The 17414-nt window shown below is 45.9% G+C and carries 15 protein-coding genes and 1 pseudogene; 5 read left to right on the plus strand and 11 right to left on the minus strand.

Annotated features, from left to right (window positions below):
- Positions 1-23: 23 nt before the first annotated feature.
- The 4 genes from AACV78_RS24950 to AACV78_RS24965 all read right to left on the minus strand — a co-directional run bounded on the left by AACV78_RS24950 (position 24) and on the right by AACV78_RS24965 (position 6780).
- Positions 24-5192 carry a PAS domain S-box protein gene (locus AACV78_RS24950; RefSeq protein WP_194011626.1) on the minus strand — a complete coding sequence of 1723 codons (5169 nt, stop codon included), beginning with the start codon at positions 5190-5192 and terminating at the stop codon, positions 24-26.
- Positions 5193-5395: 203 nt separating this feature from the next.
- On the minus strand, positions 5396-5797 hold the full coding sequence (locus AACV78_RS24955; protein WP_194011615.1) for a fasciclin domain-containing protein: 402 nt from the start codon (positions 5795-5797) through the stop codon (positions 5396-5398).
- A 247-nt stretch (positions 5798-6044) separates the two neighbouring features.
- Positions 6045-6416, minus strand: a complete 372-nt coding sequence (locus tag AACV78_RS24960) for a hypothetical protein (RefSeq protein WP_194011616.1) — start codon at positions 6414-6416, stop codon at positions 6045-6047.
- Between the two features lies 1 nt (position 6417).
- Positions 6418-6780 (minus strand): hypothetical protein, encoded by a 363-nt coding sequence (locus AACV78_RS24965; protein ID WP_194011617.1) that lies wholly within the window; start codon positions 6778-6780, stop codon positions 6418-6420.
- Positions 6781-6787: 7 nt separating this feature from the next.
- Between AACV78_RS24965 and AACV78_RS24970 the strand changes: the two genes are divergently transcribed.
- Complete coding sequence (locus AACV78_RS24970) at positions 6788-7174, plus strand: hypothetical protein (protein ID WP_194011618.1); 387 nt, start codon at positions 6788-6790, stop codon at positions 7172-7174.
- Between the two features lie 160 nt (positions 7175-7334).
- On the opposite strand, the gene AACV78_RS24975 is transcribed toward AACV78_RS24970, so the two are convergent.
- Positions 7335-7775: an Hsp20/alpha crystallin family protein gene (locus AACV78_RS24975; protein WP_194011619.1), complete on the minus strand. Its 441-nt coding sequence runs from the start codon at positions 7773-7775 to the stop codon at positions 7335-7337.
- Positions 7776-8042: 267 nt separating this feature from the next.
- Positions 8043-8330, minus strand: coding sequence for a hypothetical protein (locus AACV78_RS24980; RefSeq protein ID WP_194011620.1), 288 nt, complete (start codon positions 8328-8330; stop codon positions 8043-8045).
- A gap of 185 nt (positions 8331-8515) precedes the next feature.
- On the opposite strand from AACV78_RS24980, the gene AACV78_RS24985 reads away from it, so the two are divergent.
- The 4 genes from AACV78_RS24985 (at position 8516) to plsY (ending at position 12060) form a co-directional block, all read left to right on the plus strand.
- Positions 8516-9310, plus strand: a complete 795-nt coding sequence (locus tag AACV78_RS24985) for an MlaE family lipid ABC transporter permease subunit (RefSeq protein ID WP_194011627.1) — start codon at positions 8516-8518, stop codon at positions 9308-9310.
- Between the two features lie 63 nt (positions 9311-9373).
- Complete coding sequence (locus tag AACV78_RS24990; RefSeq protein ID WP_194011621.1) at positions 9374-9766, plus strand: DUF3119 family protein; 393 nt, start codon at positions 9374-9376, stop codon at positions 9764-9766.
- A 59-nt stretch (positions 9767-9825) separates the two neighbouring features.
- On the plus strand, positions 9826-11166 hold the full coding sequence (locus AACV78_RS24995) for a DUF3086 domain-containing protein (protein WP_194011622.1): 1341 nt from the start codon (positions 9826-9828) through the stop codon (positions 11164-11166).
- A gap of 210 nt (positions 11167-11376) precedes the next feature.
- On the plus strand, positions 11377-12060 hold the full coding sequence (gene plsY, locus AACV78_RS25000) for a glycerol-3-phosphate 1-O-acyltransferase PlsY (RefSeq protein WP_194011623.1): 684 nt from the start codon (positions 11377-11379) through the stop codon (positions 12058-12060).
- A gap of 95 nt (positions 12061-12155) precedes the next feature.
- On the opposite strand, the gene proC is transcribed toward plsY, so the two are convergent.
- The 5 genes and pseudogenes from proC to AACV78_RS25025 form a co-directional block, all read right to left on the minus strand.
- On the minus strand, positions 12156-13001 hold the full coding sequence (gene proC / locus AACV78_RS25005) for a pyrroline-5-carboxylate reductase (protein WP_194011624.1): 846 nt from the start codon (positions 12999-13001) through the stop codon (positions 12156-12158).
- A gap of 42 nt (positions 13002-13043) precedes the next feature.
- Positions 13044-13271: a hypothetical protein gene (locus AACV78_RS25010; protein ID WP_228042003.1), complete on the minus strand. Its 228-nt coding sequence runs from the start codon at positions 13269-13271 to the stop codon at positions 13044-13046.
- Positions 13272-13300: 29 nt separating this feature from the next.
- Complete coding sequence (locus tag AACV78_RS25015) at positions 13301-14440, minus strand: group II intron reverse transcriptase (RefSeq protein WP_339383793.1); 1140 nt, start codon at positions 14438-14440, stop codon at positions 13301-13303.
- A gap of 86 nt (positions 14441-14526) precedes the next feature.
- Entirely contained in the window at positions 14527-16191 is a 1665-nt protein-coding gene (gene ltrA / locus AACV78_RS25020) for a group II intron reverse transcriptase/maturase (protein WP_194011625.1), read from the minus strand.
- 609 nt (positions 16192-16800) lie between these two features.
- Positions 16801-17289: pseudogene (locus tag AACV78_RS25025) on the minus strand (reverse transcriptase domain-containing protein); the annotation flags it as partial.
- Positions 17290-17414 lie beyond the last annotated feature (125 nt).

Genomic DNA, 17414 nt, shown 5'->3' on the forward strand with positions numbered 1-17414 from the left:
TCCTACAAATACTGTAGAACCTATTACTGACCAGCCGTCCACTGTTCAACCCCCGCCAGAATTATTTCTAATTCAGCGATGATTTTCGTTGCGCCCTCCAAATCGTTGGATTCGGCCATAGTTTGAAGCTCAGCAGCCAAATCTGGCATTCGCCGCACCGCCGCCGTAGCGCTGACACCTTTAATTTGATGCGCGTGGCGGGCCAGCGCCTGCACATCTCCCGAGGAAATCGCCCCCTTAGCTGCTTTTAAATAACTGTCAGTATCCACCACAAAAGCTTGCAAAATTTCCAGCTCAAAATCTAAATCAGCGCCAGCAATTTCGTGCAAACGCGCCATATCCACTACAGATTCTAGATCCGCTGCAGAGTTTTCGAGTTCCTCGCCCTGAAACTTGGGACTTTCAATTTTTAACTTTACCGACCAATTTTCTAGTACAGATTTCAACTTTTCGATCGAAATAGGTTTGCTAATATAATCGTCCATCCCCGCAGCCAGACACTTTTCCCGATCGCCCTTCAAAGCATTCGCCGTCATCGCAATCACCACCGTATGAAGATCCAACTCCCCCAAACCAGCAGCGCCTGTCGCTTCCAGACGGCGCAATTCCCGCGTCGCTTCGTAACCGTCCAAAACCGGCATCTGACAGTCCATCAACACAATGTCATACTTTTTGAGAGTCAGCATCGATAGCGCCTCAGCACCGTTATTCGCCACATCCGCAGCGCATCCCAAAAGTTTGAGTTGATTCAAGCCAACTTTTTGATTGATCGGAGTATCTTCAACTAACAAAATCTTCAAGCTGGCTAACTGCCGATTGTCAATAACTGAAGCTTGATTATTGGTGGGATTAGCCAGCGACAGATCGATTTCAACACTAGGGGCGATCGCATTCACCAAACAATCAAACAGCCGATGAGCTTTCACAGGTTTAGTTAAATAGCCGCTAAAACCGATATCTACCAAACGTTTCGCCTCCGATATCTGAGTAATGCAAGTCAACACCACCCAATGCGTTTGCTGCATAGCCTGCTCAGCAATCATCAAACGTTCCAGACTTCCCGCCACCATTTCCGGTAACTGAATATCCACCAAAACAATAGCGTAAGGAGAATTAATGCTGACAGCTTTGTACAAAGAGGCGATCGCCATCCAACCGTTCTCAACCTCGTCAACTTCCATTCCCCACAAAACAGCCATTTTCAGCAGCACTTTTCGCAATGTCGGCTTATCGCTAGCAACTAACATTTTTCGCCCCGCCAACACCGTTTGCAAATTCACGTCGCACGCTGTCCTCGCAGTCAAATTTTCCTTAACAGCCGGCACAGTAAACCAAAAAGTTGAGCCTTGACCAAGCGTACTTTCCACGCCTATTTGACCCCCTAGCAACTCCACCAACTGCTTAGAAATAGCCAAGCCTAAACCTGTGCCACCGTATTTTCTCGTTGTAGAAGCATCAACTTGAGTAAAAGATTGAAACAGCTTTATTTGGTCTTCTGTCGTTATACCAATTCCTGTATCTGTGATTTTAAACAGCAGCAACAGCGAGCGATCGCCTCCGAGTTTTAACGGCTGCATATTCTCTAATTTTTTGCGGGTGCCACTGGCTGCCACCAACCCCGGAGGTCTGCCAGTAGAAACCTCAATTACTACTTCTCCTACTTCGGTAAACTTAATCGCATTGTTGATTAAGTTAGTGAGAATTTGCCGCAACCTCGCTGCATCGCCTCTAATTTGCTGCGGCACGTCGCTGTCAATCAGCGCCACCAATTCTATACCTTTTTCTTGTGCGGGAGTTGCTAACAAATCCAGCACTTCATCCAAACAGATACTGAGGTCAAATTCGATGGTTTCCAAGCGCATTTCTCCGGCTTCCAGTTTGGAGAGATCGAGAATATCATTAATGATTGATAGCAAATTTTGGCTGCTGAGTTTCAGCGTCTGCACAAAGTCTAGCTGTTCGGGAGTGAGATTTGTTTTCAGCAGCAAATCAGTCATTCCCATCACTCCATTCATCGGAGTGCGGATTTCGTGACTCATATTTGCCAAAAATAGCGACTTCATTCTAGAGGCTTCTAGGGCTGCTTCTCGGGCCTGCTGCGCTTGTTCAAACAAAGTAGATTGCTGAATGGCGATCGCCAACTGCACGCTCAACCTTCCCAGCAAATCCACCTCAGAATCAGTCCAAGCGCGCGGGCCACCGCACTGGTGAGCAACCAGCAATCCCCACAACCGATTTTGACTGGTTTCCCAACTGGCGATGTGCGATTCTGTTCCGGGAGTTTTTGACCAATTTTCGGCGATCGACTCTTGATTTTCATCGCCGATAAAAATTGGGACAACTAAATTAGCCCTTACCTGCAAACTCACCAAAAAATTTAGGTGGATGTCGCTCAAGCTTGCCGTATGAACATCTTCAATAGCTTGAATTTTACCAGCGCGGTACACCGATACATAACTTTCCTCAAAAGATGATTCTTCCAGCTTTCTGTCTAGCAGTGGCATCCAATCCTCGCCCACAGATTCCACAACCACAATCGCTGTTTTCTCCGAATCAAAACGATAAATTACCGTGCGGTCAGTCCCTAGCAAATGCCGCACTTCTTCTACGGCTGTGCTCAGAGTTTGAGTGAGATTGAGAGACTGCCGGACTCGCTGGGCGATCGCCGAAACCAGCCGTTCTTGTTCTGCTTGTTCCCGCAGCATTCTCTCAGCTTGCTTGCGTTCGGTGACATCGCGAATTACCGCAGCAAAGCACAGCGGTTCGCTTCTTTGAGGATGCTTGACCAGAAAAGCATTTATCACCACATCTATGCGTTTTTGGCTGTGGAAGTTCTGCATTTGACCTTCACCTTGCCACTGACCGTCACCGAGCATTTTTGGCAAAATCTCTTGAGTAAATTTTTGTTTAAAAGTGTTACCTATATAATCCCATATCTCCGTATAAAGCATTTCCGAAAGCCGCTCTACACCAACCATTTTGCGTCCGGCTTCGTTGACAAAAAGCGTGTGGCCTTCGAGAGTAGCCATACCGATAAAATCGCTGCTATTTTCAATCAAAGACACAAATTTTTGCCGTTCTTCTTCTCCTTTTTTGCGTTCGGTAATGTCGCGCTTGACGCAGACGTGACAAATTATATCGGCGCTGTTGTTCATCACAGAGTAGGCCGCTACGTCGATCGCCAGGGTGCGTCCTTTTTTAGTAGAGTTAGTAATTTCGCCCCGAAAAGTTCCTGTTTTCGCTAAATTTTTGGTAATTGCCGAAAAGCGCTCCTCCGCCACCAGCGGCGGCGCTTCTGCTTCTAATTCTGCGTCTGTGTATTCTAGCAGCGATTGGTGAGCGCGATTTTGTTCCAGAAAAAACCCATCAGCATCGATAATTACGATCGCATCGTTGGAGTTTAAAAATATTTCTCGATAAAGTTTAAGTTTGTCCTCAGCTCGCTTGCGTTCGGTGATATCTCTTTTGACGCTGACGTAACAAACCACATCCCCAGCATCATTGAGAACCGCAAAAGCCGAAAGTTCCGCCTCAAAGATTCCGGCTTGTAAAGCCTTAACACAGGTTATTTCGCCTCGATAACTCCCTGTTTCGGCTAAGCTTTTCAGCAGCGACGCAAAAGCCGGTTCTCCCATGTGAATCGCAGGGGTTTTTCCCCACAATTTCGATGAGGTGTAACCCAGCAAAACCGTGTGAGCTTGATTTGTTTCTAAATAATAGCCTTGGGGGTCTAAAATGGCGATCGCATCGTTAGACTTTAAAAATATTTCTTGATAAAGTTGCAGTTTTAATTCCGCTCGTTTGCGATCGCTAATATCCGTAAACAAGCCGTAGTAAACTATCTCCCCCGATTCTTGCATTTCCGGTTGAGAAGCTCCTTGCATCCATTTCAGTTTTCCTGACGGAGTAACAATTCTGCCTTCCCACCGCCAAGGCTGCAAACTTTCAGCAGAAATCTGCACCGAGTTAACAAAATCATCTCGATCTTCGGGATGAATCATGTCAACAATTACATGAATATCCTGCTGAGCCACCTCTGGTTCTATTTCATACAATTCTCGACAGCCCGCGCTCACAAACGAGAAGGTCATCGAACCGTCTGGCTGCAAGTCAATTTGATATACCGTACCAGGTACGCTAGCAGTAATTTTTTGCAGTTTGGCTTGGCTTTGATTTCTGGCTTCCTCTGCGGCGGAGTGTTCTAAAATTTCCCGATAAATACCCAAAACCCCAAATATATTGCCCTCCGCATCGCGCAGCGGCAGTTTTTGGGCGTCAAAAAAGTGTTGTCTGTCGCCTCCAAAGACGATCGCCTGGTAGGGATTGCGAACCATCTCCCCGGCGAGTACAGCTCGATCTTCCTCGCGAATGCCCCTAACAAAGCCTTGGCGATCGCCAAATACGGCTGCTGCTGAAAATCCTAATTCAATGTCATCTTTTCCGAGAATTTCTTCAACATTTTTTCCTAAATACTGCGCTAAAATTTGATTAACAAAAATGTATTTAAAATTTCGATCTTTGGCAAAAACTATGTCCGGCGCACAGTCCGCCAAAGCCCGCAATACGAATTCTTTAGTTTCCTCACCGACGGCAAAATTATCTCGATCTTTTTCCTTGAGATTCGGCTTTTTAGCTGCTAAATTAATCAAAGATGTTGCACAAATTTGAGCGACAGTTTGGAGCAAACAAAGGTGTTCGATATTAAAAGCAGTTGCCTGCTCTGCACCGACAAAAAATACTCCCAACAATTCTTGACTTTCATCTTCGTTAGCTGGTGCCATCAAGACAGACTTAAACTGACCGATTGGTGGCAAAGCGATGTTGTACGCCCAGTCCCGATTTCCAGCGAGCCATTCAACGCGGGCTGCTTGCAATCGTGCTTTAATTTTGGCTTTGGTGCGAGCAGTTAAAGGGTTTGACGGTGGTTGGAGGTATAGTCGATCGTCCGGTAGCGTCAAAAGTTCGTTAGCGTTAGCGAAGCGATCCGAAGGAAAGCCCGCCCCTACGGGGGCTGCGCCAACGAAGAGGATCGTCTCCGCAGGAATCAGACGCCCGATATGTTCGATACACGCAGACCAAATTTCCTCAGCAACCGTGGCAAGTTGTACTTTCACGGTAAGTTCGTTGAGAACTTGCAGTTCAAAAGTGCGCTGGCGGACTTGTGCTTTGAGGCTGGCGGCTAGGATTTGCATAGTGCTCACCACACAGGTTTCCTTATATTATAATTATTGATTTTCAAACTTTTTTAAACAATAATTTTAAAATATATCCGGCGAAAAGACAACTTTTTTAGATTTAAATTACCTTCATTCGCTAAAAAATAAAAGCGCGATCGGGAGCGAAGCTGCAGTGCAAGACACCTGCTTCGCTCCTGCTGCAAAGTTGAAAAGTGAAATTATCCCATCAAAATCACGTTATCAATAACGTGGATGACACCATTGTCAGCTTCGATATCTGCCGCGACAACAGTAGCGTTTTTCACTTCAAAACCGTCAGAACAATCAATTTTAATCGGCGAACCTTCTAAAGAAGTAACAAAACCGAGTTTTGCCAAATCAGCCTTCATAAACTTGCCGGAGACGACGTGAAACATCAAAATTCTGCTCAGTTGGGGGACATTCTGCACTAGCGTAGTGATAGTTCCCGGTGGCAATTTCGCAAAAGCATCGTCAGTGGGTGCAAAGACGGTGAAAGGCCCCGGACTTTTGAGTGCATCTACTAAATTAGCTACTTGCACGGCTGTTACCAGGGTTTGGAAGGAACCCGCACCTACGGCAATATCCACAATATCAGGCATTTTGTTCTACCTCGTTTGGCAAAAAAGTTCTATTAAGTATCGTAAACTGATGCGGGCAAAAATACCTACTGTCTTTACTAAAAAATTGGTAATTCGTTGAGGTGCTGGGATTTATCTCCTCTTTTATTTGGCGGACACAAGTCCGAACGTTCTAACCTCACAATGGTTATTTTATAGGTATCATATTATTAACTAATATGTAATTGAGTCGCGAGGCAATTTAAAGTCTCTACAAGACTACTGGCGGTTATGACACCAAAACCTTTGTTTCTAAATCTGTTATTTCTAAATTTAAATCCTCTCCTTTATGAATACTGAAGCTGCCATATAAAATAGAAATTGCCAAAATGTCTGTATGAATTAAAGCTGCTTGACGGTGCTCGTCTTCACCCAAATGAATGCCAATTAAATCAGCTTCAGGATCTTGTACATCTTCAGGATGGAACACTTCCCAACTGACATCTCGGCAGTCATGAAATACGATGGTATAAGGCAAGCGGTCTCCTGTAGGATCGTAAATACATTGAAATAAAATTTCATTTCCCCACAAAGAGACATTGACATTGGTTACGAGGGATGTCAGTCCACCTAAATCAAGTAAGTTGTAGTCATCCGGCATACTAATTCCTCACTTTTTCTCCAGTATTGCGTGTACCCAGAATTGGGTTGCCAAATTCATCGCGTGTTTTGATCGAACTGCCGTCTTTGTCAAGACGCAAACCTTTGTTTATTCTTCTGCCATCTGAACCGTATCTAGGAGCAGGGGTGCGTATAACTTCACCATCAATACGAATATGGACTCGCGAACGATCGGCAAATTCGTATTCAAGATAACCACCTTTAGTAGTTCTGATTTCTGCACCCAGTCCGCGCAAAAAGTCATCGAGTTCTTGGCGAGTCATTCCGGTTAAGTCTCCAAATTCTGATGCAGTTCCATATCCTCCAACTCCCTGACTCGGCACGCCAGTCTCCCCACCAACCATTGCTGATTTGAGTTTAGCACGGTTGGAAGAAGGAAGAAGGAAGAAGGAAGAAGGAAGAAGGAAGTTCGGCAACGAGCAATGTACGGGATGTAACGGATGTAACGGATGTAACGGATGTAAGTCCGTCGGAAGAAGGAAGAAGGAAGAAGGAAGAAGGAGGAAGGAAGAAGGAAGAAGGAGGAAGGAAGAAGGAAGAAGGAAGAAGGAGGAAGGAAGAAGCAAGTTCGGCAACGAGCAATGTACGGGATTTAACGGATTTAACGGATGTAACGGATGTAAGTCCGTCGGAAGATGGAAGTTCGGCAACGAGCAATGTACGGGATGTAACGGATGTAACGGATGTAAGTCCGTCGGAAGAAGTAAGAAGGAAGAAGTAAGAAGGAAGAAGGAATAAGGAATAAGGAATAAGGAATAAGGAATAAGGAATAAGGAAGAATTATTCCTTAAACTCGCAATTTTCAATTTTCAATTTTCAATTGCCAATTACCCAAAGAATAGGGGTACGCACTGCGCCCCCTATTAATAAACTAACTAAGGTGGTAAAAAATTATTGATTAGCCGAGTTGAACTTTAACCACGCGGTTCTTTTCTGCTTCCGCCTTTGGTAAAGTCAAGTTCAAAATCCCATTTTTGTACTCAGCTTGTACGCTGTCATTTTGAACTCGTGCGGGTAGGGGAATCACCCGGCGGAAGGAACCGTAGCGGAACTCTGAACGGGTTATGCCTTTATCTTCGCTCATAGTTTCCGATCGCCTTTCGCCACTAATAGCCACCGCTTCTGCGGTTACTTGTACGTCCAAATCCTGAGCTTCCATGCCTGGGATTTCTAACTTAAGGTGGATGGCTTCGGGAGTGTCATTGAGTTCGGCGGGGGGGACGAAAGCCACACCGTTAGATGCGCGATCGGTCGCTGGTGTCAAGCTATCAAACAACCGATTCATTTCTCGCTGCAAGGAGTCCATTTCTCGCAAAGGTTCCCAACGAATAAGTGCCATAATTGATACCTCGAATCTCTTACGTTGTTAGAGGTTGAGAAACACTTGACTCAACCTGTATTTAATATATTCCAGCTTCCGCAACAGCGATATTCGGTTTTCCGCAAAAAGGGCGATCGCATTTCCGAACATTGGCGATCGTACTGCTAAATCATTACAGGCGCAGGTATCCGAGGGAGCCACAGCTAAACAATGTTAAATTTGAGATTGCATCGATAAGTTCCATCCTTAAATCTCAAATTTAAAGTCTGCTTTTTCTCAAGTCGGTCAATCCCACCGCGAATGCTGATAAGAAGCGTAGGTATCAAACAAAGCACCAACCAAACCAAAAGCTAGACCGATCGCCAAAACACCCTGGAGAGGAGAGCCGCTGCCGAAAGTCGCTAAGAACTGTAAAATCATGTTTTCTCCAGAACGACCGAGTCCTTGGAAGCCAGGGACGAGGCCAATCAGCGCACAGCCAGTCAATCCCGCGCCGATCGACAATAAGGGAGCGACAAAGCTCAACAGGCCCGTCAGCAGTAAAGAGCGAAGAAAATTAGGAAATATGCTCATAAGAGTCAGTAAATTCAGCTAAACTGCCGAAAGGTGCAAGTAAACAAAACTTGTCTTTTTCTACGATAGGCAGCGATCGCCCTCCGCAGCCAATTCTGTCAAAAATCTTAAATCTTAGAGAAGAAACTTGTTTAAGATTTGTAGATAGATTTCATTTTTGGCAGTTGTTCTACAGTCAAAATCCCTTGAGCACAACTACACAGTCGAGCCTCAGTTTGTGGAGTAAGCGGTTGTTCGCAGCAATTTTATTGGGCGGCCAAGTCATGCTGCACCTGCTGACGCGCAAAATTAACCGCCGCAACACCCTCGACCAAATGGCAGCAGTTGGCCCGGAATCGCTACTGATTGCTTTGCTGACTGCTGGTTTTGTCGGCATGGTATTTACTATTCAGGTAGCGAGGGAGTTTATTAACCTCGGTGCCGGCAATGTCGTCGGCGGCGTTTTGGCTTTGTCTTTGACTCGCGAACTCGGCCCGGTTTTAACGGCGGTAATCGTGACGGGACGAGTAGGTTCGGCTTTTGCGGCGGAAATCGGCACAATGCAAGTCACAGAGCAGATAGATGCCCTGCTGATGCTCAAAACAGACCCGATCGACTACTTAGTAATTCCCCGCGTCATTGCTTGCTGCTTAATGCTGCCAATTCTGACAATATTGTCCCTAGTCACCGGCATCATCGGCGGGCTGCTGATTGCAACGACAATGTACGGCATCTCTCAAACAGTGTTTTTAGAATCTGTCCGCCATTTCCTGAGTCTGTGGGATATTTGCAGCGCAGCAATTAAGGCTTTTGTGTTCGGTGCTTTGATTGCTGTAATCGGTACTAGCTGGGGTTTGACCACCACCGGCGGCGCAAAAGGTGTGGGCCAATCGACTACTACAGCGGTTGTGACGGCTTTGCTGGCAATTTTTGTGGTTAACTTTTTGATGACTTGGATCATGTTTCAGGGGACGGGCTCTAGCGTACTCAAAGGGCTCTAAGCTAGGAAACAGTAAAATATGAATAATTGGCAACATTCGTTTATGTACTTTTGATTTAAACCTGTGAATACAACCGCCTCTGCGACCGCGCCCACAAATACGATCGAACTCGCCCCGAGTTTTGCGATTCCCCTAGTGCTGGTACTGGCCGCCGTACCGCTGCTGTTCGTGCAGAAGTGGGCGAGTTTGCCGCTTTCGCTGTTCGGCTTGTTTCTGATGTACCAAGCCGCCACCATCCGGCTGCAATTCACCGCAACGGATTTGGACATTTATCGATCGCAAAACTTAATCCGCCGCTTTCCTTACCGAGAATGGCAAAATTGGCGCATATTTTGGCCCGCGCTGCCGATTTTGTTCTATTTCAAAGAAATTAACAGCATTCACTTTCTACCGGTTCTGTTCGATCGTAAAATGCTACAGACCTGCTTAGAACAGCGCTGTCCCCGTCAAGACTAAAAAAGTTGTTAATTTAAAATATTTAGCTTTTCCGTGCCCTGGGCCGAACAAAATTTCCCATGAATTCAGACGAATCTCCAACCCAAAAACCTCAAGAAACAGCAGCCGCTGACGGCGAACTAAACTTATCTGTGCATGAGACGGAGTACCAACTTCCATCTCAGATACCGTCCAAGTCGATCGCTCTTAACAAACCTGCCGCCCAATTCCCGCCAGAAACAGACCCCTGGGCCGAGGAAGAGGCCGAAATCGCCGATGAAGCGGACGCAGCAAGCGCGATCGACCAAATTCAGCCAGAAACAGACGATCGCTCTTTTGAAAGCGCGTTAGCGAAGCCCTCGAAGAGGATCGATCAAATCGAGCCAGAAACAGACTCCCAGCCAACAGCAACCGCCGCAACGGTGACAGAAATTTCAGAAAATGTTACCGAAAATGTGGCAGATCGAGTTCAAAAATTGCTCCAGCAAGAACAAAATTTGACAGAAAAGATTGCGGCGCTGGAAGCCGACAAAGCCCAAGCATTAGAAGCGTTGAGCGAGGCTCAATCATCGATGGGGCGTTTGGTACAAGACGGCTTGATTCAATTAGACAAGCGCAAACAAACCCTACAAATCGAAATAGAAAAACTCGAACGTCGGCGCGATCGAATTCAAAAGGAAATGCGGACAACTTTTGCAGGCGTTTCCCAAGACTTAGCAATCCGAGTCCAGGGTTTTAAAGACTATCTAGTCGGAAGTTTGCAGGATTTGGCCGCCACTGCGGAACTCTTAGATTTGACACCGCCAATCCAAGAAACGCCCAAGCAAATGTACGCGGACGAATCGGAATCCTCAGCACCAGTAAATCTGAGATTTGCCGAACCAGGATTTCAAGAACAAACCAAACAAATTCGCCGCATCCTCGACCAATATCGCACCCTCCCGGACTACTACGGCCCAGCTTGGCAACTCCGCCGCACCTTTGAACCCATCCACGCGGAACGAGTCTCTAACTGGTTTTTCACCCAAGGAGGAAGGGGCGCTTTGCGAACTATGGGTTCGCGCTTGCAAAATATCTTGATTACTTCGGCGATTGTTTCTGTCCTCAGAAGCGTCTACGGCGCACGGGTGCGGACTTTGGTGCTCGCCAACACTCCCGAACGTTTGGGAGAGTGGCGCAGGGGTTTGCAGGACTGTTTGGGGATTACTCGCAGCGATTTTGGCCCGGAACGCGGCATTATTATGTTTGAGTCTCCCGAGGCTTTGGCTCAAAAAGCCGATCGACTGGTGAAAGATGGCAATTTGCCGCTAATTGCGATCGATGAAACTGAGGATTTAATTAGTTTGTCAATGCTGCAATTTCCGCTGTGGCTGGCCTTTGCTCCAGATCCGCAAAGTTTGATGGTTCCTAAAGATTTTTGAATGGGTAATTAGTAATTAGAAACGGGTAATGGTAATCGGTAATTGCTGATTGGACAAGCAAAAAACACACCATTCCCGGTAGGGCGGGTTGAGTTCAGAATCTATGAAACAAGCAACTCGATCGAGGCAAAATCCGCCCTCTCTTTATGAAGGTAAAAAAACACATTTGCTATGGCAAATTGTAAAAATACACGAAGATTAAATTAAAACATGACTAGCTGGATAGTTTTAAATGGCGCACTTTTAATAGCAGCTTATCTGCTGGGTTCAATTCCGACTGGGTACACCCTGGGTAAATGGATGCTGGGAATTGATATTCGAGAGGTGGGTTCTGGTTCGACTGGCGCGACTAATGTACTGAGGACTTTGGGGAAAGGGCCGGGGTTGGCGGTGTTGCTGGTTGATGTGTTGAAGGGCGTAAGCGCGATCGTCCTAACCCGCTACATTTACTCTCTAGATTTTACCAGTCAGCTAGCGATCGGCGCAGGTTTAGAAAATACTGCCACTGTCATCCCTTGGATGGCAACTTTAACAGGCTTGTTTGCTGTTTTGGGCCACAGCAAGTCTATCTGGCTGGGGTTTACCGGCGGTAAATCTGTGGCTACGAGTTTGGGAGTTTTGCTGGGTTTGTATTGGCCAGTTGGTTTGGGAACTTTAGGGATTTTTGGAATTGTTTTTGCAGTGTCCCGAATTGTTTCTTTAAGCTCGATTATCGGAGCAATTAGCGTTGCTGGATTGATGTTTGCTTTACATCAGCCGCTGGCTTATGTATTGTTTGCAATTGCGGGCGGTGTGTTTGTGATTGTGCGGCACCGCAGCAATATTCAGCGTTTGTTGAACGGTACGGAACCGAGGATTGGAGAGAAATTGGAAACTGCAGCTAGCGATCGATAATCATATCATGTCCGGTTGATGAACATAACAAAAACCCTTCGTTCTTAGTGCGGACTTGACTGATTGCGGTTAATCGAACGGACATGATGTAACACCTATTTTCCTAATTCTTGAGAACGCAAATAAGCCGCTTTGACTGCTTCGATCGTAGCAGATCGAAAGCCATTACTTTCTAGTTTAGCAATTCCGGCAATAGTTGTGCCGCCGGGACTCGTCACCCGATCTTTTAATTCTGCTGGGTGCATTCCGGTTTCTTGCAATAGCTTCGCCGTACCGAATACAGTTTGGATTGCTAATTGAGAGGCGATCGCCCGTGGCAGTCCAGCACAAACTCCGCCATCTGTCAAGGCTTCGATAAAAATTGCCACATAACCAGGGCCGGAACCGGAAAGCCCAGTCACCGCATCCAGCATACTTTCGGGAACTTCCACGACTTCTCCCACAGCCCCAAAGATGCGTTTTACCAATTCTAAATCGGTTGGTTGCACAAGTTTGCCAGGGGCGATCGCGCTCATTCCCGCCCCCACCGTCGCCGGAGTATTCGGCATCACCCGCAGCACTCCCCGCCCAGGGAAAGCCGGTTCTAGCTTGCTGAGCGGGACTCCTGCTAAAATCGATACTATCAACGCTTCGGGCTGGGAATTAGCCGTTTCTCCATTATTTGCTTGTTGGCGATCGATCGCCACCGCCAACTCCAAAGCTACCGTATCAAACATTTGTGGTTTAATCGCCAAAAACAGCACTTCTGTAGCGGTAGCAACTTCTAGATTGCTTGCTGTTGTAGCGATTCCATAGGTTTCCGTCAAAAATTCGCGCCGTTGGGGTTGCGGATCGCTGACCAATATTTCTGAGGGTAAATAAACTTTTTGTGCTATGAGGCGCGACAGGAGAGCTTCTCCCATTACCCCGCCGCCGATCGTACCAAATTTGATGTTAGTCATTAGTCAGTTGTCAGTTGTCAGTTGTTAGCTAATGTTAGTGAACTACCCAGCGCTGATGCTATCGCATACAGCGTGGGCTTCTGTCTTCGTAGGGGAGTGCCTCAGATTGAACTTACGCCCCACCTTTGGACTTACCTTCCCTCCAACAGCAGAAACGGCTGTTCCATCCGTCTTTAGCATTCTGATACCTTCATTCCTGATAATTAAAGTCAGTGAAGGAGTCGCCTCCTCCACTGCTCTACAAAACGGAACGTGATAGTTTCCCATCATTCCGCTCCTCAATAAAACGGCTGTTGTCATCAGTACGTCATTACCAACATATCGTTTTCCCAAACCCAAAGGCTTGGTTCCACTGGTGGCTTAGGTTTAGCACTTTTGCAGCTAGATTTGTTACCGAGACTGCCATCATTGGCGGTCTTTGTGTCGTGGCAATGTCGATGGAGTAGTTGCCAATTATCATACGATTCCCTTCCACCTTTCGATTTGGGGACGATGTGGTCAACCTCTATCGAATCTCCATCTTTGAAGTAGTTACCGCAGTGAGCGCATTTCCCTTTTTGTCGCTTGAGTAATTTAGCCACTCTTACGGGTATATCGGGTTGTACTCCCATTCTTGAACTCCAATATATCCAATCACCGTCATAGGGTGATGCCGTCCCTTTTACTTTTACATGGCGCTTTATTTCAGTGGAGCTATGTTGTATTAGCGAATAAGGATTATTACCCTCTCTGGTTGCGAACACCCAGTTATTGCCTTCTACAGTTTTGAAATATTTAAGGCGTATCCACCCTCTGCCTTTATTCCTATGACGATGGCGACCCCATTTCAGAAGTTTCCAAACCACTAAGTGCCACAGCCTTTCAAATACTTTCTGACTGACGACTGTTGAGAAGTAGTTACACCAACCCCTGATGATAGGATTGAGATTTTTGATTAAAGTCGCTTGGTTTAACCCACGCAATTTATCTATTACTTCAGCAACTTTTCTGTAGTGTCTTTTCTGACTTTCCTTGCTGGGGGTGATAATAGTCTTAAATCCGAGGATTTTACCCTTTACTCTGCCTGAATTGTGTTTTCCAACAGGGAATTGCCTGACGTTGAATCCTAGGAAGTTGAATCCAGGTTGTTCATCATCTAACTTGTTCAGGGTGTGGGCTAGTCTTGTCTTGCTCGGTTTTAATTCTAACCCAATGCCACTTAACCACTTTTCTATCTCATATTTGCACAGTTTTATGACTTCTAAATCCTCATGAAGGACTAAAAAATCATCTGCGTATCTAATCAATGAAATCGATTTAAGCTTGTCTCTTACACTTAATTGGGTGTTATCCGGTCGCTTCATATCGAATTTTGGGGCTAAACCCATAATCAATTCCTCAATTCCATGTAAGGCGACATTGGCAAGTAGAGGTGATAATGGAGTAGGAACAAAGCGCACCTCTAAATCTCTCGATTTATGTGTTTCTTCATTCCTCTCCCCAAACCGGACGTGAGACTTTCACCTCATCCGGCTTTCCATCATTGTTACGTGCTGCGTCCATACGAAGGCGTTTGGACATGACAATCACGACAAAGAAGTTGAAGATTTTCAACATCATCTTTACCCTTTGATTTTCGGGCTTTGACGTGGTGTAGATCTAAGTTAATCGTGCTTAAACACACTTCACACTTAGCTCCTCTTTCAGCTTTAATTGTCTCCTTCAGCTCGCGCCATTGAGAGTTATCTGCGTTGCCCAGCCACACCTGATCCGGTAAAGGTAGGTCAGCTAGTGGCATCCCTGTCCGATACTCTCCCTGAATATAAGGATTTTCGGGAGAGCGAGAACGATATTTAGTTAATGGTAAATCACTCAGGCGGTAAAGATAAAGAATCTTGTTTCCGTTACGAATACCCAAGTTAAATCTCCGACCGTCCTCGCGCAGTTTATACATCTTGATGATGTATTTGGGGGATAACTTATGCCGTTTACAAAGCCAGCGAAATAGTCGTTGATTGACCCAAAAGTCTAAATCTTTGGCTATATCTTTAACATTGCAGTGACGATAATAGTTAATCCACCCTCTTAAAACTGCATTAAGGGCAGAGAATTTCAACAGGGGGGAATCTTGGAACCATTTCCGCTTGGTCATCTCCTTAATGGTCTGTTTGAACTTCTTAGTGTTTTTCGGTGCAGGGGTGACCAACATTTTCGGTCGGTCGTGTCCGCTGACATAGCGTTGAATGTGAAAACCTAAGAAGTCAAAACCATCATTAACATGGGTAATGTGCGTTTTTTCTGGTGACAATTCAAGTTGAAGTTCTTCTTTGAGGAAGATACTAAATTCCTCCTTGAGTCTCACCGCTTCTGCTTTGCTGCCGTTGGTCAATAGTAACCAATCATCGGCATAGCGGATTAAAGCACAATTTCCTTGATGTCTGGTGCGGCGACGTTCTTTCTCTTTGCGGTCGAGATTGCCATATTTCTGCCACCAATAGAGATCTAATTGGTGCAAGTAAATATTCGCCAAAAGTGGCGAACAAATACCACCTTGCGGTGTACCGATATCGGTATGTTTGAACAGATGCCCCTCCATGATTCCCGCTTTGAGAAAACTTTCTACCAGTTTCAGGAGACGATTATCGGCGATTCTTTTCGCCATGAGTTTGAGCAGTATCTGATGATGAATACTGTCAAACGCCGCTTTGATATCTCCCTCAATTACCCAATAGTATTTGTTGCGACGATTGATGTAGCTATCTAATCGGGCGATGCAATCTTGAGTTCTGCGCTGTGGTCGAAAACCATTAGAGCAGTTAAGAAAGTCACTTTCATAGATTGGTTCTAATACCATTTTTAGCAACATTTGGACTGTTCTGTCCTTGAGTGTGGGAATACCTAGCGGTCGTTGTTTACCATTTGATTTCGGGATGTAAACGCGACGGACTGGCATCGGTCGGAATTGTTTGGTTTGTAATTCCGTCCGTAACGTATTCACGAATTCAGTTTTGGCTGATTCCGTTGTCAGCGTCTTTTTAGTGATGCCGTCGATCCCTGCCGTTTTAGCTCCCGTATTCGAGAGTACGGCGGTTAAGGCGGTTCTAATCCAATCCTCTCGGCAAATGAGTCGATACAGATCGTCGAACTGATGTTCTGATTGATGCTGTGCCTTGATGGCGAGACTATGTTGGGTTTTGATGATATCGGACATACGTTTTAGTCCTCTCTAGTTCCCTTAACTTATCTCTAACAATGACTGCCATCCTTCGCCATGTACCAGACTATTTTCTGGCTCGGACTACTACGATGGCTCTGCCACACGATAACTACTTCAGTTGCAGCTAACCCAGTCTCCATCGACCAGTTACCGTGCTTCCTACGTTCATACAGTGGTACGTGTTTGTCTAGCCTTAGACTTCCTCTTTACACCAATCGGATACAGACCTAGTATCCGCGACCACAGCCGATGGTTTATACCTCTATAACCAGAGCGGTTCAGTCCGAGTAAACAGACCTTTTCATCAGTAGAATCAAATACTGATTTACCTGTTGTCTCACGCCATCTCTGTTGTTTAGCAGCGTGTCCAAGGTGACGGTGCTTCGGACAAGGATTCCTCTCGTAGTCATAGCTAGACTCAGGCTCGAAACCTCATACTGTAACAGAGTGCCAGCATTTTGTTCCTTGTTTCCCAGGCTTCAAACAGGTTCTCACTCATTGTCCCCTGCCTGCTGGGTCAGCCTTAATACCTTGAGGTAGGTATTATCTCGTGGTTGTTTTGGCTCACCTAGAGCATTACCACTGTACGCTTCGCAGCGCACTCACCCCACCCTGTGGTGTCCCTTCATCTGTTGGGAACAGCTTGTTTCCATCCATAACACCAGCTTTTAACCAAGCTCGGATTTGTCTCCGTAGGGTAGGATAAGTATTCAATTTTTTGAGAAGTGCATCGTGATTAATACGGTCGAAGCATTTACTAATGTCGGCATCCAGCACATATTTTGATTTATGCTTTATTGCCAGGAATATTGCTCCAATCGCATCGTGGCATGAGCGTCCTGGTCGGAACCCATATGAGTTAGGTTCAAATCGCGCTTCCCATTCTGGTTCTAATACCAGTTTGATTAACGCTTGCAAAGCTCGGTCTTCCATTGTCGGTATACCTAAAGGTCTTTCCTCATCTGTCCCTGGTTTAGGTATCCAAACTCGGCGTGTTGGTTTGACCTTAGAACCCAATGATATTTTGTTTATCAATGCGAGACGTTGCTTTGGATTCAGTGATTTAATACCGTCTACACCTGCCGTCTTCTGTTAACCTAAGCAGGCAGGTCGCCCTACCTGCTCGGCTCCAGAACCGAACGTGAATATCGCTATTCATTCGGCTCCTCAGTGTGTGACTGTCACCTTTGCTTGTGACATCTCCAATAAGGGAAAAC

The organism is Tychonema sp. LEGE 07196, assembly GCF_963890365.1.
Classification (GTDB): Bacteria; Cyanobacteriota; Cyanobacteriia; order Cyanobacteriales; family Microcoleaceae; genus Microcoleus.